This window comes from Pseudomonas sp. MYb13, from assembly GCF_002980075.1.
GTDB lineage: Bacteria > Pseudomonadota > Gammaproteobacteria > Pseudomonadales > Pseudomonadaceae > Aquipseudomonas > Aquipseudomonas lurida.
Map to the genome: position 1 here is coordinate 414,665 of NZ_PCQI01000003.1, position 20,509 is coordinate 435,173.

The following is a 20,509-nucleotide window of genomic DNA, read 5'->3' on the forward strand; positions in this document are numbered from 1 at the left end:
GCAGTTTACTGAGAGTTCGACTGCTGCGCGACGTTATAGATCCTACAGCAGCAAGAGAAACTTCACGTAGTCATCACGTCTGGGCCTGACGCAGCGCGTCACTGATGGCTGCCAAGGCAACATCCAGGTCGGGATGCCCATGAAAAGTGTGGCTCAAGCGCAAATGTTGCTGGTGCAAGCCGCTGAGACTGAATAGCTCACCCGGCGCAATCACCACCTGTTGGGTGAGCAGGCGCTGGAACACCTGGCGCATGTCGACTGCCCGCGTGGCGCCCAGCCAGAACGTCGCCCCGGCGGTTGGCGGACGGTAGGCCACTTGTTCCCCCAGGTGCAGGTCCAGGCGCTGGCACATGTCCTGTGCCTGCTGGCTCAATTGCAGACGCAGCGCTCGCAAGTGCACGTCGATTCGCCCGCTTTGACAAAGGCGCGCAATGGCGCGCTGGCGGATCGACGACAGCCGAAAGGACCGCAGCAGGAATTGGCGCTGCAATTCGCCGCTCATGCGTCGAGACAACAGGTAACCATAGGGCGCTTCCGAACCCAGTACTTTCTCGAAAGAAGAAAACACGATCAGTCGCTCTGGGTTGACCAGTTCGCGCAGGGCTGTCTGGGGCTCTGTGAAACCCAGCTCACCAAAGGTGTCGTTTTCCAGCAACCAACAGCCGTAGCGTTCCAGCATCTGCGCGACGGCCAGACGCTCAGGGGTCGACAGGACGAGCCCTGACGGCAGGCTGACCCGTGCTGACAGCAACACCAACTGCACAGGTTCATCGCATAACAAGCGGTCAAGCGTCGTCAGGTCCAGGCGACCTTCCAGCGTCCAGGGCAATTCGATAACGCGCACGCCAGCATCCTGGAACAGGCGCAGTACCAGCCAGTCGCAGGGCGATTCGACAACCACCGTAGTCCCCCTCAGGCCCAGTACGTCGATGAGGATGTCCAGCACACCGCGCAGGTCGGCGCCGATGTAGACGTCATCGGCATGCCAACAACGCGTGGGCGACGAGGTGTAACGCGCCGCCAGCACGGCACGCAGCTCCCAGACACCGCATGGCTGGGACCAGGGTTGCAGTTGGCGCGGGTAGTGGCGTACCAGCTCCCGCTCCAGGCGCAATAGGCTGCCATCCAGCGAAGCCAGCAACGCCGGTTCATCACCACTGAGCACCACCATGCCCGGCCGGCGCGCCGCAGCGTAGAGCCGATCGAGCAGATCGCCTCCGGCCCACGCCAGCGGGTTGGCCGACAGGGGCCAGGCGTAATAGCCCGATTTGGCCACCGAATAGACCCTGCCCTCCTTCTCCAGCAGCGAGTAGGCGTACTGTACGGTCGAGATCGATACCTTAAGGCGCCCCGCCAATTGCCGCAGGGAAGGCAGTTTCACCCGTGCATCAGTGCTGACTTCGTTGATCAGGCTGATCATGTAGCGGTAAACCGCCTGATAAGCGAAGTCGGCCGGCCGTTCGCCGCGCAGTGTCATCGACCGGACGATTGACAGGCGTGGACGCTGTCATAAGCCAGGGCACCGCTGCTGTGCAGGTCTTTGCCGCTGGTGATAACCGCTGGACGCTTGCGGTAGAGGTGCTGTAGCAAGGGCATTGGCAAGCCGCTGGTGTCGGTGACCCACTGTTGCAGCATGTCGGCGCAAGGCTTGCCCTGCAGGACCTTGTGCAGCTCAGGCAGGGCAACCAGCATGCCAGGATGACAGTGGCGCAGATAGCCTTCCAGACGCTCCCCATGGTGGATGAACGGCGAAAACAACAGGCAAATCAGTTGCGTCTCGTCATGGCCAAAGAACTGCTGGGCGTAGGTGCTCGCCTGGATGCGCCCTTCACGGGTACCCGCTTCGGCGAGCACCGCCTCAGGCATGCGCATGCGACTGAGGTAGTGGGCCGCTTGCTGGAGAAACCCCTGCACGCCCTCTTCATAGTCCAGGTCTCGCAGGCATTGGGCTTGCAACCCCCGCAGATGCGCCATCAGCAGCGGGTTGGAATAGGCTGGATGGCTGAAGTGAAACCCCAGTGGGTCTGGGGCGAAGGCCATGAACTCGGTGAGCATGGGCGAGGACGGGAGGTCTACGCCGTCCAGTAAATCGGCAACGCCAATGTAGGACAAGTGGCGGTAACCCGTTTTGCTGGGGTTTTCATGGGCAACATAGTGTTCGCCGTACACCTCACGGTAATACCCCATGCTCAGTTCCTCCATGCGCGCGAACAACCCTGTGAGGGAGGACGGCCAGGCCTCCCTCACGTCGACCCCGGCGCCTTGTGACGTGTTCTTGAGCCAGGCCAGAAACTGGCCTTGCTTGCGTGGCGTGTCGCCGCTGACCAGCGCATGCACCCCGCCGTTCCAAGTGGTGACGCGCTGGTAGAAATCGCCAAGTGCCAGGTAGGTATCACTGCACAACGTCGCGCGGCAATCACCGGCACTCAGGTGACCCACCATCAACATGTTGCGTTGACTGGCCTCCCGGCCAAGTGCAGAGGCCGGTCGCAAGGCGTTGAAGGGCAATACCTCCTGGTTTTCCACCATCAGGAGCTCAACCCTTGGATCATCGTGGAGAAACAGGCGGCCGTAGCCCTGGTTGAGGCTGTTGAGCCGGCCCTCCGTCATCCCCGCGTAGCGTAATGTCGCAACCCGCAAGTGAAAGGTGCGCGGTGCCCGGCCTGCAATCGTCAATTGCGCAGCACGCAACATCGCCAGGGTGTAGCTGCTGACTTCGCCACCACCGTGGGCAACCAGTATCTTGTAATCCCCGACCTGCTCCATGCCTCCCGCCGCCACAACGATTCGCTGGACCAATAACTGGAGTGCTGTTCGTTCTTCGCGATTAAAGTAACCGATCAAGCGTTGCAGAACTTGCTGGTAAACATAATTCATAGCCTGTTCGTGAATAGTGCTCATCGTTTTACTACCTGAGTTGAAATATGAGTTTCAAGCAACTGCTGACAGTGTTTGTTCGGCCTGTCATGTCTGTAATAAATTCGCGCACAGCCGTGTGCGCCAATATCTAGACACTAGCACCGCGCAACACTTCGACACGGCTGCAGTCGGGCAAGGGCTTGGCCCTGCAAGCACGCAAACCACCGAATTTACTGGGTATAAATAAACCCAGCCGCAGTCCTAGGACCGTTCCGACAAACTCTTACGCACTTTTAACCAACTATTTAAAGAAACGTCCGACCCGCAATTGAACCAACTTTCCCACTTATCGGGTTGAGGCTTATGCGGAGCGCACGTTTTTCCCTGGGGCAACGCATACCGTGCGACGTAAGTTTCAGTCGCCCGTGACAGGCATGTCAGATATTCAATCATTGCTCAGTCCTTGAGATGAAAGTGAAGCTGCAATTATCAGTGCTGGAATAATGATTAATAGATACAGAACCCCGCCGAAAACCAGTGCAGATGAATAACGGCCAACCTTTAAATGACGCGCACACAAAGACGCCGCACTGGAATTCAGGGCGGCGTCAGGGGGAAAGTCAGGATTCAGGGGTTAAATAAACAACCAGGTAGCACAACAGCGGTAAGGGTTCAGCCCTGTCAAATGGCGTATTTGCCCCATACGCCAGGTGACAGGAATACTCGTTTGCGAATATTCCTACATCCTAAACAGCTTCAACCTGCAACGCGACACGCTCGCGGCACGGGCATTCGTCCATGTAGCGGTGCGCTTCCACGAACTGGCTGAACGGAAACACCGTGGTTTTCAGCGGTACCAGCACGCGGTCGGCCGTCAGCTGGTTGATATCCCGCAGGGCTCGCTGCAAGGCAACCTGGTCCTGGATAATGCCCAGCTCGGGCTTGCCGGTGAAGTTACCAATGCAGTGCACAAAGAACTGAATATTCTTCTGGAACGCCGCACACGCCGGGAACGGTGTCTGGTTACCGCCCTGCAAGCCATACAAGACCAAGCTGCCACGCGGTGCCAGCACATCACCGAGCAGCGACATCTGAGGGCCGCCCAAGCCATCGAACACCACGTCCACGCCGCGGTTGTCGGTGAACTTGTTGATTTGCATCAGCAGGTCCTGCTCTTCGGTGACGATGACCTTCTCTGCGCCGAGGGACAGCAGGTACTCACGCTCCTCGCTGTCCTTGGTAGCCGCAATCACCCGCACACCCAGGGCTTTGCCCAGTTGCACAAAGGATGGGCCGGCGCAGTGACTGGCGTCAGTCACCAGGGCGAATTGCCCAGGCTTGACCCGTGCCAGATCCATGTAGGCAAAGTACGCAATCAACAGCGGCGTGTAGTGCACGCTGGCTTCGATAGGGCTCAAGACATCCGGATAACGGGTCAGGGCCGAACGGGGCAGGACGATCTGCTCGCCATACACCGGATAATCATTAGGGCTCTCGGCCGGAAAACTGGCCACCTTATCGCCCACTGCCAAGTCGTCCACGCCATCGCCTACGGCGACCACGACACCGGCCATCTCGTGGCCAAGGCCGGACGGCAAGCGTGCATGGGAAGACGCCAGGTTCTGGCGCCACAGAATGTCATACCAGCTGATGCCAATCGCTTCGACACGCACCTGCACTTCGCCCGGTGCGGGCTGCGCGGCTGCATGCTCTTCGCATTTGAGCACCTCGGCCGGACCAAACTTGTGAAAACGGATCGTGCGGGACATCGCAAACCTCGTCAAAGTAACCTCTAATGCCATGAACTCTATCTGGGCTTTCCGGGTAAGACCACCGGTCGCCATTAATAGTCGACATGCCTGTCATTGATTCCGCAACTGAGGAATAGACCTCAGAGCTTGTAAGAAAACTCAATTTTCCTGTGCAGAGTAACAGCCTTTACCCGTAAGATTCATGCCGGTCATTCTTCTTACATGGCTGCTCTCGTCAAGTTTGCTGACTCTTCCAGGACACAAGATGAACCGTAACGACCTGCGTCGTGTCGACCTTAACCTCTTGATCGTATTCGAAACCTTGATGCATGAGCGCAGTGTAACCCGCGCTGCGGAGAAACTGTTCCTTGGCCAACCGGCGATCAGTGCGGCGTTGTCACGCCTGCGCGGGCTGTTTGACGACCCGCTGTTCGTGCGCACTGGGCGCAGCATGGAGCCGTCTGCCCGGGCAGTAGAGATCTTCGCCCTGCTCTCCCCGGCCCTGGACTCGATTTCCACTGCCGTCAGCCGCGCCGCCGAGTTCGACCCGGCGACCAGCACCGCCGTGTTCCGTATCGGCCTCTCCGACGACGTCGAATTCGCCCTGCTGCCGCAACTGCTCAAACGCTTGCGCGCCGAGGCCCCCGGCATCGTGTTGGTGGTACGCCGCGTCAACTACATCCTGATGCCCGGCCTGCTGGCGTCCGGCGAAATCTCCATTGGCGTTAGCTACACCGCCGACCTCCCGGCCAACGCCAAGCGCAAGGTACTACGCCGCAGCCTGCCCAAACTGCTGCGCGCCGACAGCGTACCGGGCTCCTTGAGCCTCGACGACTTCTGCGCCCGCCCCCACGCCCTGGTGTCCTTCGCCGGCGACCTGAGCGGCTTCATCGATGAAGAACTGGAAAAACTCGACCGCAAACGCCACGTAGTCCTGGCCGTACCACAGTTCAACGGCCTCGGCACGTTGCTGGCGGGTACGGACATCCTGGCAACCGTGCCGGACTACGCCGCCGAGGCATTGACCTCGGCAGGCGGCTTGCGCGCAGAAGACCCACCGTTGCCGGTGCGCAGCTTCGAGCTGCACATGGCGTGGCGTGGGTCGCAGGATAATGATCCGGGAGAGCGTTGGTTGCGGTCGCGGATTCAGATGTTCTTTGGCGACCCTGAGAGTCTGTAGTGATCTTAGGACAGGCTGTGATTCTGATCATTTTTGCCTTTCCACAAACCATGTAGCTCCATTCACTTCCAGTGGATTGCTACATTGGGGGCTCATCTGAGGGCATGCTTCGGGTGGTTTCAAAAGGATGCCCCACTGGCCCATGCTCGAAAAGTCATACACTGATGCTCCCATGCCGCCACCAGCGGGCTCATGCTGGCCGGCAAGGCGGGTGGTCGCTTTAGCAGACGCCAGAACACTCGCAGCACAATCAGAAAGAGCAGGTAGCGACGCCGTCTTCGGTCCAGCCCAGCTGCCTGTGGGCCTGCGCAAGGTCCGACTGCATATCGTGGCTCCATAACCAGTCGAAGCGACTGGCCAGGGTGGTCGACAGGAGAGGCTCACGGTCTCCAACCTGGGGGTCTCGAAACTCGTAGAGTTCACCGGCTTCCCAGGACGTGCGCTGCACACGGCAAGCGCGAGGACGACGGATCGCGTCATATACCTGCAGAACATCCTGGGCGTTGCTTTCCAGCACCCGCTTGTCTCCGAGCAATCGCGCGAGCAGCCAAGCATCTTCGAGCCCTTGGCCGGCCCCTGCGCCTTGATGGGGAAGCATGGCGTGAGCAGCATCGCCAATCAGCCCGACACGGCCATGTGTGTAGCCTGCAAGCTCGTCCAACTCGTGAAGCGCCCACAGCGTCGGCGCGGGAATGCACTCAAGCAATACGCGCACGGCATCGCCCCAATGTGCGAAGGCGTCCAGCATTTGCGCCTGGCTGGTGGTTTTGACCCAGGGTGTGCCTTGCGGCCATACAGGATTGGGGGTCGAGCGATCGGAAACAAAGGCCACCACGTTGATCAACCGACCTTGCTTGACCGGGAACGTGAGGATATGAGCATCGAGCCCCAGGTACATCTGCGGAACATTGATCAGGTGCTCATCGACGCCGGCAGCGCGATACGCTTGGCGCAGTTGCTCGCTGTCGATCATGCCCCGGTAGGCACAGGTGCCGCTGAATCGAGGTGCGACCACAGGCAGGCCGAGCCCCTCAAGTACATAGTCGCGCAGAGATGACTTGATACCGTCGGCTGCGATCAGCAGGTCACATTCGTAGTCAGTACCATCGGTGAATTGAACGCTGACCCTTTCCCCTGCCTCATGCACGCTGACCGCGCGCTTGTCGAAGCGGGCAATTCCGTCCGGTAATTGCTGGGCCAGCGCATCAAGGAAATCGGCGCGATGCACCGACGATTGACCCACGCCATCGGCGATGCTGGCACCGAGGTAGCCGGCATCCACGCCGCGGCGCCATTCAAACCAAATGTCTTGCCAGGGTTGTGGCGTGCGGTCAGCAATGCGCTCATAGGGCGTGCCGATGCCCAGGCCTTCGATGGCACGCACTGCGTTTGAACCGAACGAAACACCGGCGCCGACTTCACCGAAGGCAGGTGCGGCTTCAAATAACGTCACGTCCAGGTGCGGATGACGGCAGAGATCAAGTGCCAAGGCCACGCCAGCGATACCGCCGCCGACGATGCCCACTTGCAAGACAGAATGAGGGCTAGTCATGGAAAAAACCTTATGTTTGTTTTTGGAATAGTCCGATCATGACTATTCACAAACCATTGATAAATGCCCTGCCCTCCATACAAACTATCACCAGCGTGAATATAAAAATGACTTCACCCGCACATGTGTCCAAGAGAACCCACGATGAATCTGCGCGAGCTGGACCTGAATCTTTTGGTGATCTTTAACCAACTGCTGGTAGACCGAAGTGTTTCTGTGTCGGCTGAAAGCCTCGGCCTGACTCAACCGGCCGTCAGCAATGCGCTGAAGCGTCTGCGCATCACGTTCAACGATGAGCTGTTCGTGCGAACTCCCAACGGCATGCAGCCAACCCCATTCGCAGTGCAACTGGCAGAACCGGTATCCCAAGCGATCGGCCTGTTGCACGGTGCGATAAACCGCCACGACGAATTCGATCCAGCGACCAGCCGAAAACGCTTTGTGGTGGCGATGACCGACATCGGGGAGATTTATTTCGTGCCGCGCCTGATCGACGCGCTGCTGAAACTGGCCCCTGGCATTTCGGTGAGTACGCTGCGAAGCAATGCCCAGCTATCCGAAAGCCTGGCCAGTGGCGAGGTGGATCTGGCCGTGGGGCTGCTGCCAGACCTGCAAGCGGGCTTTTACCAGCGGCGTTTATTTCACCATCGCTATGTGTGCCTGTGCAGAAAAGACCATCCATTGACCCAACAGCCCATGACCCGCGAACGTTTCTGTGAGTTTGGGCACGTCAGGATCGTTGCGGCCAGCACCGGGCATGGCGAAATCGACACGCATATGCAGCGTGCGGGTCTGCAACGTGAGATTCGCTTGGAAGTACCGCACTTTGTAGCGGTCGGGCATATCCTGCAAAACACCGACTTGATCGCGACCGTTCCCGAGCGGTTCGCCAACAGCTGCGCGCAGCCGTTTGGGCTTACCAGCCTGCCGGTCCCGTTGCCCTTGCCCTTGCCCGAGATTGCCATCAACTTATTCTGGCCCGGCAAATACAACCGGGACCCCGCCAATAAATGGTTCCGGCAACTGATGTTCGAGCTGTTCAGCGATTAACGGCGCGTGCAGCCTTCACTGCCAATGCGCGCACAACTTGACCAACTCGTCGACCACATAACGCACCTTGGGGCGCAGGTGCGACACTTTGGGCCACACCGCATGCACGTCCACCGCTTCAGGCTCATAGGCTTGCAACACCTCGACCAGCCTGCCCGCCTCGATATCATCCTGGAACAGGCTGCGGGGCATTTGGCAGAGGCCGGCGCCAGCCACCGCGGCAAGAATCATGGCTTCGCCATCGCCAATCTGATGCGTTGAAGGGGGGGCGTAACGGACGGTCTGGCCCGCCTGCATCACTCTCCACGCAAGCGGTTGCCCGCGGCGATGGCCGACGATACAACGATGCTGGGTCAGCTCTTCCAGGGTTTGCGGGATGCCGAAGCGCGCAAGATAGTCAGGTGACGCACAAACTGCCCAGCGTTGACGGGTCAATCGCCGTGCTACCAGCCCGCTGGTGTCCTGCAATTCGCCGAAGCGCACCAACAAATCGATACCCTCTTCAAACGGGTCCACCAAGTGATCGGAAAACGTCAGGCTCAATTGAAGCGCCGGGTATTTGTTGGCGATCTCAAACAACAGTGGCGCGACGACCCGCCGTCCGAAGGCCACCGGAACATCAACCCGCAAACGTCCTGAAGGTTCACCACCACCTGGCCCCAGCCCGCTTTCTGCGGTGCCGATTTCCTCCAGCGCCGTTGAACACGCTGCGAAGTAGGCCTCGCCATCAGCGGTCAGGGAAATCCTTCGCGTAGTGCGATGAAATAACTGCGTGCCCAACCGCTCTTCCAGCCGCGCGATGGCCTTGCCCACGGCAGACTTCGACAGGCCCAAGCGCTCCGCTGCCTGGGTGAAACTGGATGAACGCGCCGCCACGACGAAGGTGATGACGCCTTGGAAGGAGTCGATAGGTACCATGACGCACTGCCATTGTAGAGTTTTGGTCTACCCAGATTATAGCTGAAGGCCGTTTATCGCCACAGTATTCAACAGTACGATGGATTCCAGTCAGACAACGGTGCACTTCGCGCACCGCTTCCAGATCAATGTCCTAGAAGGAATACATCATGCCCGTCGTACGTGTGAGCTGGTTCGAAGGTAAAGAACACGCGCAGAAAGCGGCTGTTGCAGCCGATATCACCGAAAGCATTGTTAAACACACCGGTACCGATGCCAGTTACATCTACGTGATCTTCGAAGACGTAGCCGCATCGGATTGGGCAGGCGCCGGCAAGCTGTTCGGGGAAGCCCCCGAGAAATCCTGACGCCCCGACCTGCACCGCATGCTCTGGCTAATCCACCGATGCTGCCTTGCAGGTTTTTGTCATCCCTCTGCCGGAGACCACTATCATGCATCCCTATATTTCCTGCCTGTTCTCACTTGCGGTAAAACCCGCCGAGTTCGCTGAATTCAAACGACTGATTGCTACGATCGTTGCGGCCACCAAGGCTGAGCCGGGCACACTGGTTTACGAATACAGCGTCAACGAAGACAACAGCACCGTGCACATCCTTGAGCGTTATAACGTCGATGCCGTGGTAAGCCACGTCGACACCACGTTTGCGCCTTTCGGCCAGCGTTTCCTGGAGCTGTGCACCATCAAGAGCCTGGTGGTGTACGGCACCCCCGACGCTGAAATCCGCAAGCGCCTGGACCCGTTCGGCGCCGTCTACATGACGCCATTCGACGGCTTCAGCCGCTGAGTTGAAACAGGGCGCAGGCTCAAGAGTGACAACCGTGTCCTGCGCATCACCCGCCCGCACAGAGATCACCATGTCCGTTATCGCCGAAGTAATTAAGTCCCGCATTTCCGCCAACAGCTACGACACTGAACGCTCCTTGACGGACGCCCAGGTCGCCGAGCTGGTCAACCTGGCCACCCACGCCCCTTCCGCTTTCAACCTGCAAAACTGGAAGTTCCTGGCCGTACGCAGCACCGAAGCCAAAGCGCGTCTGCTGCCATTGGCATTCGGCCAGCAAAAGATCATGGACGCCGCCGTGACGTTTATTGTCTGCGGCACCCTGAACCCGCATGTCACCCTGCCCGCCGCATTGAAGCCGACCCTGGATGCCGGAATCATTGACCAGTCGATCTACGACATGTGGTTGGGTGCGGCCCAAGGCATGTACCAGGAAAACGCCCAATTGCAGCGCGACGAAGCCATTCGCTCTGGCTCGCTCGCCGCGATGACCCTGATGTTGGCCGCCAAGGGCCAAGGCCTGGTATCGACCCCCATGATCGGGTTCGATCAGGCTGCGGTGGCCAAGGAGTTCGGTCTGTCGGAGGAAGAAGTACCTGTGATGTTGATCACCGTTGGCTACCCGGGCTCGGCCAACTGGCCACAAAAACCGCGTAAAGCCGTGAACGACGTATTGCAGTTCGTGTAAGCCCTCGCCACTGTGCGTGCCTGGTTCACGCCAGGCATGCCATGGCCTGGATCAATCGCCTCAACCCTGACCTGCCACAGGCTGTGAAACACAAATGCCATGATTCAAACCCCTGCTTCGTTACGCGCCATCTTAATCGCTGCCTGCCTGGGCTTTCTTGTCGTGCAACTCGACGTCAGCGTAGTGAACGTCGGGCTGGGAGCCCTGAAAGCCGCCTTTAACGCCGACCTCACCGGCCTTCAGTGGGTCATTAACAGCTATGCCTTGCCCTTCTCTGCCTTGCTGATTCTGGGCGGCGCATGGGGTGACAAGTGGGGTGCAAAAACCGTCTTCGCGGCGGGTTTTGCGATATTTACCCTAGCCTCCATCGGCTGCGGCTTGGCCAACAGCATGAGTGTCCTGATCACGATGCGGGTGATCCAGGGCATCGGAGCCGCGTTGCTGATCCCCACTTCATTGACGCTGATCCGTGTGTCATTTCAAGACCCGGACCGACGTCGATCTGCCGTCGCGCTCTGGGGGGCTTGCGGCGGAATAGCGCTGGCTGCCGGGCCGGTAATCGGTGGTTTGATGATCGAGTACTTTGGATGGCGAAGTGTCTTTCTGCTGAATATTCCAATCGGTCTGCTGGCGATCATGCTGATCCTGCGCTACGCACCCGCATCCCCTCGGGTCGATAAACACATCGATATTCCGGGCCAGATCAGTATTGCTGTGTGCCTTGCATCCTTAACCTACGGCTTGACCGAGTCGAGTGCGCAAGGCTGGAGCGCTGAGACGCTGACAGCCATGGCTGTTGCGCTGGCCTGTGCGGCAGCGTTCGTTGTGATCGAACGTCACGTCAAGGATCCCATGCTACCGACACGCCTTGCCCGCAATAAAGTGCTCGGCAGCATGGCGCTGGCCGGTGCTGCGATTAATTTGACGTTTTATGGCGCAGTGTTCGTGTTCAGTATCTACTTTCAAACCTTCCTGCACTACGACGCGTTCAAAACCGGGGTGTCATTCATCCCCTTGACGGCGGTGCTGACCCTTTCAACCCTGCTCTCCTCACGCTTCGCCAAACGCTTCAGCGCCACACGCATCATCACCACGGGCTTTAGCGTTCAGATCGCAGGTTTTCTCGTACTGTCGCAAATCACGGCGCAAGCCTCCCCATGGCTGCTCAATGGCGCACTGATGCTGGTCGGCATTGGCAGCGCAATGTCGGTGCCGTCCATTACCAATTCGATGTTGTCGTCTGTATCCCAGCACGATGCAGGGATCGCCTCGGGGTTGATGGCTTCTGCCAGGCAGTTGGGCGGCGTGTTAGGCGTTGCCGTCTCGGGAATATTGATTGCGCATGATGACGTGGCGTCGTTCTCGCAAGGGATGGCGAACGCAATGCTGTTGTCTGCGTTCGCCTTGCTGGTCTGTATCGGGGTGAACCTGTACGTATCCCGCCAGCCCTGAAGGCCGGCTAGACGATATCGTCCACTACGCCACCGTCGACTCTTAACGAAGCGCCGGTGGTCGCCGATGCCTGCGTGGAGCAGACATACACGATCATGTTAGCCACTTCCTCAACGCTGGCGGCACGCCATGAAAGGCGAAATCGAGCTGGCGCCCTTTGTCACCCACACCATGCCACTGGAACGCATCAATGAAGCGTTCGACCTGATGCATGAAGGCAAGTCGATCCGCACCGTCATCAAGTACTGATGTGAGGTCCGGGGGCGGCAAATCCCTCGGGCGATGCTGTCAGCATCACGGCACATGCCGACAAGCTCGCCATTGTGGACAAGAACGCAGCCATTCCGCGCCACGCCTGCACTGCGTGCCACGCGCACCTGTACGGACGTATCGAGAACAAGGATACCGTCGACAGTCTATTCTGCAAGACTTGAATCCTCTTGATCGGGGCGCTGACGCATGAACTCACTCTGGATCGCACTGGCCATTTTTGGATGCCTGGTTGCTGCTTCACTGCTCATGATGCAGTGGTACCCCAAGCTGGCGGCCCACCACAGGGATGACGAGACCAACACGGTCATTCGTCTGGTCGCGAATATTTTTGTGGTCATGACGTCACTGGTCTTCGGGCTGATGATCAACTCCGCCAAGAACACCTTTGAGTCCATTGATGCGAATTTCCACGGGTACGCAACCAGCCTGATCATTTTTGACCGGACGCTACGTGCCTACGGAGAAGCGACACAAGACACAAGGAGCCGCCTGGTCACTTATCTTGAGCGAGCGATCGAGACCCCCTATCGCGGTGACGAAGCATTGCAGCACCGTAACAGTGAGGCGGCTAAATACCTGGACGACATCGGGAAGTCATTGACCGGTATAAAACCCCCGGATCGTTTTCACGAAACGATGCTCCAGGATATTCGCCAGCAATACCGTTCGCTCATCGAGCAACGCTGGAGGATCGTCGAGCAGTCGGAGGGTGCGATTCCCGGCCCATTGATCGGGATGCTGGCCGCCTGGTTGACGCTGATCTTCGCGAGTTTTGGCTACCGCGCCCCCAGGAACCCGATGGTCATCGGGATGTTCATCATCTCGTCATTGCTGATCGCAGCGTCTGTTTACCTGGTGTTGGACATGGATGTGCCCTTCCATGGCCCCATCCAGATATCCGACGAGCCCCTGCGCAGGGCGCTGGCCGTCATGCAGCTCTAAAAGGTCGCACTCACCGCCGCCTATCCGGGCATCAACATGATTCTTGGCGTGACCGACCGGGCTGTCGAGTTTGTCGGTGAAGGTATCGACTTTACGTTGCGTATTGGCGAGCTACCGGATTCAACATCGATCGCACGCCCTATCGCGATGGCCACCGTGGTGACGTGTGCAGCGTTCGAGTACCTGTACGGCATGGCGAACCACAGACACTCGACGACCTGGCCTCCCATCACGGCGTCAACTTCTTGTCCGGTCAGAGCAACAGGACCTTGCCCTGGCATTTCTCGATAAAGGGCCAGGATCGGGCGTTTGAGAGTAACGCTGGGATCACCGTGGCCAAGCATTTGGACAGTGTCAGCCTGGTAGAGATTCTGAGGCCGCATAGACCAGCCCCTCGCCCTTTGGCGTTGCTGTACCCGAGTCGGGCGCATTTGGCGCTTGGCGGCAGGTAGCCGATTGTTGTCTGTCGTGAGGGGCAGCAATCGGCCAAAAGCGGACGGTCGGATCAGGTCCAGTTTGGCACTAAAAAAGGCGGTCGATCGACAAACCTCACCTGGAGCCTTAGGCTCAACTACAACACAAATCTTAAAACAAGCAGCGACTGTCGCCGGTAAAAGAAAAGTCGCTTGCCCCAAGGTATTCCAAGGAGTGGTATGGGCATTTTGGATCGGTTGTTTGGTGGGCGCTTTACCATGCCTCCACCCGAGGAAACTAACCTTAGCGCTTCAGCGATCATGAAAGAATTACGGCCCGGCCCACCCGATCCCGCACAGAAAAAGGCACTCGAGACTTTTGCCCTGGCGCTGTTGGCGGTGGTTCCAGAAAAAGAAGGCGCCAGACTTGTCAGGCGCGTCATGCGCAGATACGCGATGGGAGATGACGCATGCAGTGCTTTCACAGATGGATTGTTGGATGGTTCAAAGGCACAAAAACTTGAACACCTCGTTTTAATGAGCCTGGATTGGAAAGGTTTTGATGGGTTTGAATATCAGGTTCCTTATCTGGTTAGCGCCAACCAATTGAAAGAGCCCTACGTCTACGTGCGAAACGGTGCCTCATCAATGCCAGAGGTGCTTGATGAATTCGACCGATGGTTGGTTCGGTTTGGTAAACGTTATCTTCACTTGGACTCCGGTGGTGAAAATTACGATGGTTTTATTGTTGACGCTGACCGGGTGGAAGAGACCATTGAGTTGGCCAGCCGTGCGGGCATTAAAGTCAGTCTCGAGAACTTCTGACGTTGAGCAGTGCATAAGCGAAAATGGGCGGGGTGACGACCGTGGTGTCAGTGTTTCCGAAAGGCCGCTGTGGGTCGATTCCGGTCTGTTTCGACTGACTGGTTTGGGTCGATTGCTGCCGGTCGCGAAAGGCAGCAACCGGCCCAAAGCGGACTGTAGACAGATAGCTGCTGGCATTCCTACGCTGGCATTCTAGTAATCACACAACGCTGAAAAGGAACATTCATGTTGGTCATTCAAATTGATCGGGATAGCGTGCATGCAGGGGATGATCTGGAAAGTCGTAGGACTTCAATCAGGCTTGATCCAGCAGTAACACTGCGCGCTTTGTTCGAAACGATCCAAGGTATGGGTTACCTGCCTGGCATCAGTGGAGGCAAGGCGACGTGGATTATTTGTTCGTCTGGCAAACACATAGGTGTTTTAGCTCAGCAATGGCCAGAAACTAAATTGTTAATCCCCGCCGAGAGCTTCCTGAGTCAGTATTTTGGGGATACCGAACCTCGCCTTCTGTTCAGATATTGGTGCCAGGCAGATCCAGACCATGTCTTTTCACAGATCAAAGCTGGAAATGAACCGCCGTCTCGATTTTAGGACTGGCGGGGGCTACCTACTGATCAAGAAGCTAATATGTCTGCTTTGGGTTGTGGCGGCCTGTTGCAAAGGTGAGCTACCGATCTATAGCTGCATCCTTTCGTTATCAGAATCAGGTCGAAGGCTCACACCGATAAGCTAAAGTTTTTCGTACACCACCTCGAATTCTTCACCCAATTCCTGTTGGACGGATTTCAGTAATTTAGCGGCGGCCTCGTCAAATCTTGCGTAATCGTCTGCACTCCAAGGGCCGGGATCAGGTGGATAGTCCCAGTTCAGCGAGGTGTCATGCCACTGTGAAAGTTCGTTAAGCATTGCCTGGACTTCGTTACTGAGTGGTAGCCTCTCTTCAATAGGCCCTACAGAAAATTTTTCCCGGGAAATAGTGTTTCCACACCAAAGGCAGCCTCCGCCCCATTCGAACATTAAGCGAACTCGATAGCGTTTTGCCCTCATCATTGGGCTCCATTTTTTTGTGGGTAAATGGTGCGCACAATAGCGCTGGCAAAGATATCCACGCTAGGCAGGCAACTGTTACGACAGTCAGCAATGGGACGTTTTCTGTCTGTCCCTAGGGGCAGGAAACGACCCTTAGCAGACGTTAGAGCAGGGTAAATAAATTCCTCCCCTTTCTCCGCAGACTGAAACAGCACGGCGTTTACAAGCCTACTGGCGCCGGGCAAGACAGGATTGATTAAGGCTCAGTGTGATGACACGAATGGCGACGGGGTTGTCGGTGCCGGCAACGCATAAGTCTGTTTCATCCATACCACCTCCGCTATCGGTGTGCGGCCGAAGAGGCGCTTGAAGTCGCGGCTAAATTGCGAAGCACTTTCATATCCCACCAGAAATGCCGATTTGGCCGCTGTCAGGTCATTACGCAGCATCAGTAATCGCGCTTGATGCAACCGCGTCGACTTGAGGTACTGCATAGGCGAGGAATCCGTCACCTTACGAAAATGTAGATGAAAGTTAGGCACACTCATCTGCGCTTCCTGGGCCAGGGCTTCTACATCCAGATGCTCGTGGTAACAGCGGTGGATTTTGTAAATGGCACGCGTCACCTTGCCGAATTGACCCCGCTGGGCGATGGCCGCGCGTAGGGTGCCGCCTTGTTCGCCGGTGAGGATGCGGTAGTAGAGTTCGCGCAACATCGCCGGGCCAAGGATTTGCGCGTCGGTGCGGTCGCCCATGACTTCCAGAAAATGCAGGGTGGACTGGCGTAGCGGTTCATCCATGGGCGAGGCGTACATGCCCATAGGCTGAGCCACTCTTATGTTGAATACGTTATCTACCTGCTCAATTAGCTCGCCGGCCAGGGCGAAATCCAGACGCAGGTAAATCGCCAGCATTGGCTCCGCCTCGCTAGCATCGGTCTCCATTGTAAAAGGCACTGGCACCGACACCACCAGATAATGCTGGGCGTCATAGACGTAAATTTCATCACCCAGATAACCGCGTTTCTGCCCCTGACAGAGAATGACAATTCCCGGCTCATACAAAACCGGCGTGCGCGTCAGCGGCCGGTTGGAACGCAGAAAACGCACATCATCCAGCGGGCTCAGGTTGTAACCCTCCAACGGTGCAAGCTGGCTCATCAACTGCACGATACGCGCTGTGCTCGGGTTCTCGGGTTTCTGCATCAACTATACGTCCTCCCCTTTCATGCTCAGCCGTCCGTAGAACAGCTAAGCGTCTCCCATTGCTCAATACTCTCCGCCGTCCGGTGCAGCTTGTCACGCACCAGAGCCAGGGCATCGCTGCCCAACAGCAGGTGAGCCGGTGGGTTGGGGCTCGCGATAATCGTCAGCATCGCGCGTGCAGCTTTTTGTGGATCGCCCAGTTGATGGCCGCTTTTTTCCTCACGGGCTTTTCGTACCGGGTCGAAAGTCGCATCGTAGTCACTGATGCTGCGCGGCGTACGCTGCATCGAACGACCTGCCCAGTCCGTTCGGAACGACCCCGGCGCCACAGCCGTGACAAAAATATTGAAGGGTGCAAGCTCCTTGCTCAACGTGTCAGAGATGCCCTCCAGCGCAAATTTGCTGCCGCAGTAATAAGCAATGCCCGGCATGGTGATATACCCGCCCATGGACGTGATATTAAGGATATGCCCCGCCCGCCGCTGGCGAAAATACGGCACGAATGCCTTGGTCATCGCCACCGCGCCGAATACATTGACGTCGAACTGGCGGCGCATTTCCGCCAACGACGACTCCTCGAAAATCCCCTCGTGGCCATACCCCGCGTTGTTAACCAGCACATCCACAGGGCCAAACTGATCCTCAACAGCGGCGACCACTGCGTCAATGGCATTAAAGTGGGTAACGTCCAGCACCACACAATGGGCCCGACCAGGCGAGAGCGCCTGGAAGATTGCCAAAGATGATTCGCTGCGGACAGTGCCGATCACTCGATGGCCTTGGGCGAGAGCTTCCTTAGCCAGGGCCTGGCCAAAGCCGCTACTCACGCCGGTGATAAAAATGGTTTTTTCTGCACTCATGGGACGCACTCCTGAAGATATAAGGTGAGGCCATGCTAGGGCGGAGAGGGGTTGGGGACTATGCCGAATTGGATTTTAGTATTGCCTGATTCTATCGAAGTGCTCGGTGAGCAACCTGAAGTCTGATGACAGGAAACGAGACCAAAGGAAGAAAGGGAACGGATTTCTCTACCCTGCTTTGAACGTCAACTATTGGCCGATAGGAGCCAATTAAACCAGCCCACCCCTCCTAGTTATCTACCCCAATACACCCACCCAACACCACCGGCAACCTCTCCTGCAAAAAAACCACCCAAGTACGCACCTTCGCATCCAAAAACCGCCGCGACGGGTACACCGCGAAAATCGTCCGCTCACGCAGCCGATACTCCGGTAGCAGCCGCACCAGCGAGCCGTCCTTCAGCGCCGGGTACGCGCTGAAAAACGGTAGCAGGCTGACCCCCATCCCCTCTTGCGTAGCCTTGACCATCGCATCGGCAACGTTGGTCCTGAAGGTGGTGCCGGGCGGAATGCTGATGGCGCCCGCCTCGTCCTGGAACAGCCATTCATCCTCCTGGAAGTCCTGCAGGTGCAGGCGTCGATGCTCCAGCAGTTGGCGGGGATGTTCCGGTACGCCGTGCTTGGCCAAGTAGCCGGGGGCTGCGCAGGGCACACTGAACAGTTGGCCGATAGTCTGGCTGACCAGGGCGGAATCCGGGAGTGCGTGGGCGATGGAGATGACGACGTCGTGCCCTTCTTCGAGGGGGTCGGGGGTGTGTTGGGAGAGGGTCAGTTCCAGGGATACGTCGGGGTGGAGTTCGCTGTACCGTGCGATCAAGGGGGTGATGAGTACGCCCAGGCCGCTCATGCAGTGCACGCGCAGGTGCCCGCGGGGGTTGAGGTGGGCACCGCTGGCTTCGGCGCTGGCGTCCCTGACGTCGTCGAGGATGCCACGGCAGCGCAGCAGGAAGCGTTCGCCGGACTCGGTGAGGCTCAGGCGCCGGGTGGTGCGCTGCAGCAGGCGCGCCTGCAGATGGTGTTCGAGGTCGGCGACCAGTCGTGAGACTTGCGCTCCGGAGAGGTTCAACACCTCTGCCGCTGCAGCAAAACTGCCGCTGTCGACCACTTGGGCAAATACCCGCATGCCGTTGAACAGGTCCATCAGCGGCGGGCCTTTATTGCTACATAATGCGTACGGGTCATTTACCGGTTCCTGTCTTTAACGCGGCGCTGCAGCCACTACACTGGAGCCTACTGACAGAGGACCCCAGCATGAATATTCGATTTCTCAGCCTTATCCTGCTGTTCACCGCCACCGGGGCTTTCGCCGCCGGCAGCAATGACAGCCAGCCGCTGGATATCCAGCACATCGTTTCCATCACAGCGGTGCCCGGCAGTTGCCAGGTGGAGCCCGCCACCCTGGTTTACCTCGACAGCCAGGGCACAAGCCACACCGTGGAATACACGGTGATGGGCACCTGCCAGGGCGGGGTTTAAAGCAGCTTCCAGGTGTAGCTGAGGATCAGCCGGTTCTCGTCGATGTCGCTGCGGTAGTTGGAACGCGCCATCACATTGCGAATCCGAATCCCCAGGCCGCTGAGCACGCCGCTTTGCACCGCGTAACCGATGTCGAGGTCACGCTCGCGGTCCTTGCCCTCGTAGCCAGCCCCCGTGTTCACGTTGTCGCCGGTGATGTAGCGCACGGTGGTGGTCAGCCCCGGCAGGCCCAGCGCGACAAAATCATAGTCGTAGCGCACTTGCCACGAACGCTCGTCGGTGTAGGCAAACTCGTAGGTGGGCACCTCGTTACCCAGCGGGGTGATGTTGGCAAACACACGCGGGAAGGCACTGTCGCCGTACATCGCCTGATAACCGAGGTAGAAGGTGTGGCCGCCTCGCTTGGCCGACAGCAGCGAGAAAAACGCCTGGTTGTCGATCTTGCCAAGCAATTGGTCACCGTCCTGCCGGGCATCGTAGTAGCCCAGGTTGGCCCCCAGCACCCACGATCCGATCGGCTGGCTGTGCTTGAAGCCGACAAAGTCCTGGGCGTAGATGTCCTTCAGTTGGCCGTGCCAGAGGCTGACGCTGGTGCGGTTACTGTTGAAGGCGTAGTCGCCGCCCAGGTAGTTGAAGGCATCACTGTCGGCCGTGCGTTGCGGCACATGACCGAGCATGGCGATCATCTTTTCGTCCCCGGCCTCGTTACGCAGGCGGGTACTGGTCAAGTGCCCGGCCTGCAGTGTGAGGCCGCTGATCTCGCTGGAACTGATGCTCAGCCCCTGGTAGCTCGGCGGCAGCAGGCGAATGTCGCTGAAGGCAAGCACCGGCAGGTTGGGCTGCAGTTCGCCGACCTTCAGCTCGGTCTTGGACAGGCGCGCCTTGAAGGTCAGGCCCAGCCGGCTGTAGTCGTCGGCGGCGCGCCCGTCGTCCTTCACCGGCAGCAAGCCGGTATTGACGCGATCGGGGCTGCTGTCGAGCTTGAGGCCCAGGGTGCCCAGTGCATCCAGGCCAAAGCCTACCGGGCCTGCGGTATAACCGGACTTGTAGGTGAGGATGAAACCCTGGCCCCACTCCTCTGCCCGGGATTGTTTGTTGGCCCCGACGATGTCGGAGAAGTCGCGGCTGAAGTAATAGTTGCGGGCTTGCAAGGTGGCCGTGGAATCCTTGAAGAAACCACCCTCGCCAGCCGTCGCCGCAAGGGGCATGCCCAGCAGGGCAAGCCAGATACGTTGTGTGTGCATGTCGTT

General features: G+C 58.2%; 20 protein-coding genes and 4 pseudogenes. 13 read left to right on the forward strand and 11 right to left on the reverse strand.

All coding sequences use genetic code 11. From position 1 onward, the window contains the following. Positions 1-73: 73 nt before the first annotated feature. The 3 genes from CQ002_RS08805 to CQ002_RS08815 all read right to left on the reverse strand — a co-directional run bounded on the left by CQ002_RS08805 (position 74) and on the right by CQ002_RS08815 (position 4,628). Positions 74-1,477, reverse strand: coding sequence for a PLP-dependent aminotransferase family protein (locus CQ002_RS08805; RefSeq protein WP_105162151.1), 1,404 nt, complete (start codon positions 1,475-1,477; stop codon positions 74-76). Then, the gene (locus CQ002_RS08810) at positions 1,474-2,901 is read right to left on the reverse strand and encodes a hypothetical protein (protein WP_105162150.1); all 1,428 of its coding nucleotides are present in this window, start codon (positions 2,899-2,901) and stop codon (positions 1,474-1,476) included. The genes CQ002_RS08805 and CQ002_RS08810 overlap by 4 nt, the downstream gene beginning before the upstream one ends. A gap of 704 nt (positions 2,902-3,605) precedes the next feature. Then, positions 3,606-4,628 (reverse strand): zinc-dependent alcohol dehydrogenase family protein, encoded by a 1,023-nt coding sequence (locus CQ002_RS08815; RefSeq protein WP_034105416.1) that lies wholly within the window; start codon positions 4,626-4,628, stop codon positions 3,606-3,608. A 247-nt stretch (positions 4,629-4,875) separates the two neighbouring features. Between CQ002_RS08815 and CQ002_RS08820 the strand changes: the two genes are divergently transcribed. Next, positions 4,876-5,790, forward strand: coding sequence for a LysR substrate-binding domain-containing protein (locus tag CQ002_RS08820; RefSeq protein ID WP_010210548.1), 915 nt, complete (start codon positions 4,876-4,878; stop codon positions 5,788-5,790). Between the two features lie 250 nt (positions 5,791-6,040). Here the strand turns inward: CQ002_RS08820 and salA are convergent, their stop codons facing one another. Next, positions 6,041-7,342, reverse strand: coding sequence for a salicylate 1-monooxygenase (gene salA, locus CQ002_RS08830; RefSeq protein WP_105162149.1), 1,302 nt, complete (start codon positions 7,340-7,342; stop codon positions 6,041-6,043). A gap of 144 nt (positions 7,343-7,486) precedes the next feature. Between salA and CQ002_RS08835 the strand changes: the two genes are divergently transcribed. After that, the gene (locus tag CQ002_RS08835) at positions 7,487-8,392 is read left to right on the forward strand and encodes a LysR family transcriptional regulator (RefSeq protein WP_105162148.1); all 906 of its coding nucleotides are present in this window, start codon (positions 7,487-7,489) and stop codon (positions 8,390-8,392) included. 15 nt (positions 8,393-8,407) lie between these two features. On the opposite strand, the gene CQ002_RS08840 is transcribed toward CQ002_RS08835, so the two are convergent. Then, on the reverse strand, positions 8,408-9,310 hold the full coding sequence (locus tag CQ002_RS08840) for a LysR family transcriptional regulator (RefSeq protein ID WP_034103475.1): 903 nt from the start codon (positions 9,308-9,310) through the stop codon (positions 8,408-8,410). A 149-nt stretch (positions 9,311-9,459) separates the two neighbouring features. Between CQ002_RS08840 and CQ002_RS08845 the strand changes: the two genes are divergently transcribed. The 4 genes from CQ002_RS08845 to CQ002_RS08860 all read left to right on the forward strand — a co-directional run bounded on the left by CQ002_RS08845 (position 9,460) and on the right by CQ002_RS08860 (position 12,233). Beyond that, on the forward strand, positions 9,460-9,657 hold the full coding sequence (locus CQ002_RS08845; RefSeq protein WP_034103477.1) for a 4-oxalocrotonate tautomerase family protein: 198 nt from the start codon (positions 9,460-9,462) through the stop codon (positions 9,655-9,657). An 85-nt stretch (positions 9,658-9,742) separates the two neighbouring features. Further along, positions 9,743-10,096 (forward strand): putative quinol monooxygenase, encoded by a 354-nt coding sequence (locus tag CQ002_RS08850; protein WP_034103479.1) that lies wholly within the window; start codon positions 9,743-9,745, stop codon positions 10,094-10,096. Positions 10,097-10,166: 70 nt separating this feature from the next. Then, positions 10,167-10,781, forward strand: a complete 615-nt coding sequence (locus tag CQ002_RS08855; protein ID WP_069023895.1) for a nitroreductase family protein — start codon at positions 10,167-10,169, stop codon at positions 10,779-10,781. A gap of 99 nt (positions 10,782-10,880) precedes the next feature. Beyond that, the gene (locus tag CQ002_RS08860; protein ID WP_105162147.1) at positions 10,881-12,233 is read left to right on the forward strand and encodes an MFS transporter; all 1,353 of its coding nucleotides are present in this window, start codon (positions 10,881-10,883) and stop codon (positions 12,231-12,233) included. A 7-nt stretch (positions 12,234-12,240) separates the two neighbouring features. Here the strand turns inward: CQ002_RS08860 and CQ002_RS08865 are convergent. Beyond that, positions 12,241-12,360, reverse strand: a pseudogene (locus CQ002_RS08865) (SDR family oxidoreductase); the annotation flags it as partial. Here CQ002_RS08865 and CQ002_RS08870 point away from each other — a divergent pair. From CQ002_RS08870 to CQ002_RS08895, 6 genes and pseudogenes are all read left to right on the forward strand, one after another. Continuing rightward, positions 12,360-12,482, forward strand: a pseudogene (locus tag CQ002_RS08870) (S-(hydroxymethyl)glutathione dehydrogenase); the annotation flags it as partial. The pseudogenes CQ002_RS08865 and CQ002_RS08870 overlap by 1 nt on opposite strands. A gap of 32 nt (positions 12,483-12,514) precedes the next feature. After that, positions 12,515-12,637, forward strand: a pseudogene (locus CQ002_RS28500) (glutathione-dependent formaldehyde-activating protein); the annotation flags it as partial. A gap of 55 nt (positions 12,638-12,692) precedes the next feature. Then, positions 12,693-13,448, forward strand: a complete 756-nt coding sequence (locus CQ002_RS08880; RefSeq protein WP_069023898.1) for a DUF4239 domain-containing protein — start codon at positions 12,693-12,695, stop codon at positions 13,446-13,448. A gap of 12 nt (positions 13,449-13,460) precedes the next feature. Continuing rightward, a pseudogene (locus CQ002_RS28505) lies at positions 13,461-13,885 on the forward strand (LysR substrate-binding domain-containing protein); the annotation flags it as partial. Positions 13,886-14,101: 216 nt separating this feature from the next. Then, entirely contained in the window at positions 14,102-14,686 is a 585-nt protein-coding gene (locus CQ002_RS08890; RefSeq protein WP_105162146.1) for a hypothetical protein, read from the forward strand. Between the two features lie 225 nt (positions 14,687-14,911). Continuing rightward, positions 14,912-15,280: a hypothetical protein gene (locus tag CQ002_RS08895; RefSeq protein ID WP_098466578.1), complete on the forward strand. Its 369-nt coding sequence runs from the start codon at positions 14,912-14,914 to the stop codon at positions 15,278-15,280. Positions 15,281-15,418: 138 nt separating this feature from the next. Here the strand turns inward: CQ002_RS08895 and CQ002_RS08900 are convergent, their stop codons facing one another. The 4 genes from CQ002_RS08900 to CQ002_RS08915 all read right to left on the reverse strand — a co-directional run bounded on the left by CQ002_RS08900 (position 15,419) and on the right by CQ002_RS08915 (position 18,924). Then, entirely contained in the window at positions 15,419-15,736 is a 318-nt protein-coding gene (locus CQ002_RS08900; RefSeq protein ID WP_105163127.1) for a hypothetical protein, read from the reverse strand. A 245-nt stretch (positions 15,737-15,981) separates the two neighbouring features. Beyond that, complete coding sequence (locus CQ002_RS08905) at positions 15,982-16,923, reverse strand: AraC family transcriptional regulator (RefSeq protein ID WP_105162145.1); 942 nt, start codon at positions 16,921-16,923, stop codon at positions 15,982-15,984. A 26-nt stretch (positions 16,924-16,949) separates the two neighbouring features. Continuing rightward, positions 16,950-17,783, reverse strand: a complete 834-nt coding sequence (locus CQ002_RS08910) for an oxidoreductase (protein WP_105162144.1) — start codon at positions 17,781-17,783, stop codon at positions 16,950-16,952. A 229-nt stretch (positions 17,784-18,012) separates the two neighbouring features. Beyond that, a complete protein-coding gene (locus tag CQ002_RS08915; protein ID WP_034103492.1) occupies positions 18,013-18,924 on the reverse strand; it encodes a LysR family transcriptional regulator in 912 nt (303 codons plus the stop codon). A 110-nt stretch (positions 18,925-19,034) separates the two neighbouring features. On the opposite strand from CQ002_RS08915, the gene CQ002_RS08920 reads away from it, so the two are divergent. Continuing rightward, positions 19,035-19,259 (forward strand): DUF2790 domain-containing protein, encoded by a 225-nt coding sequence (locus CQ002_RS08920; protein ID WP_069023906.1) that lies wholly within the window; start codon positions 19,035-19,037, stop codon positions 19,257-19,259. On the opposite strand, the gene CQ002_RS08925 is transcribed toward CQ002_RS08920, so the two are convergent. Beyond that, positions 19,256-20,503, reverse strand: a complete 1,248-nt coding sequence (locus tag CQ002_RS08925; RefSeq protein WP_105162143.1) for an OprD family porin — start codon at positions 20,501-20,503, stop codon at positions 19,256-19,258. The two genes, CQ002_RS08920 and CQ002_RS08925, sit on opposite strands and share 4 nt — an antisense overlap. Positions 20,504-20,509: the final 6 nt, after the last annotated feature.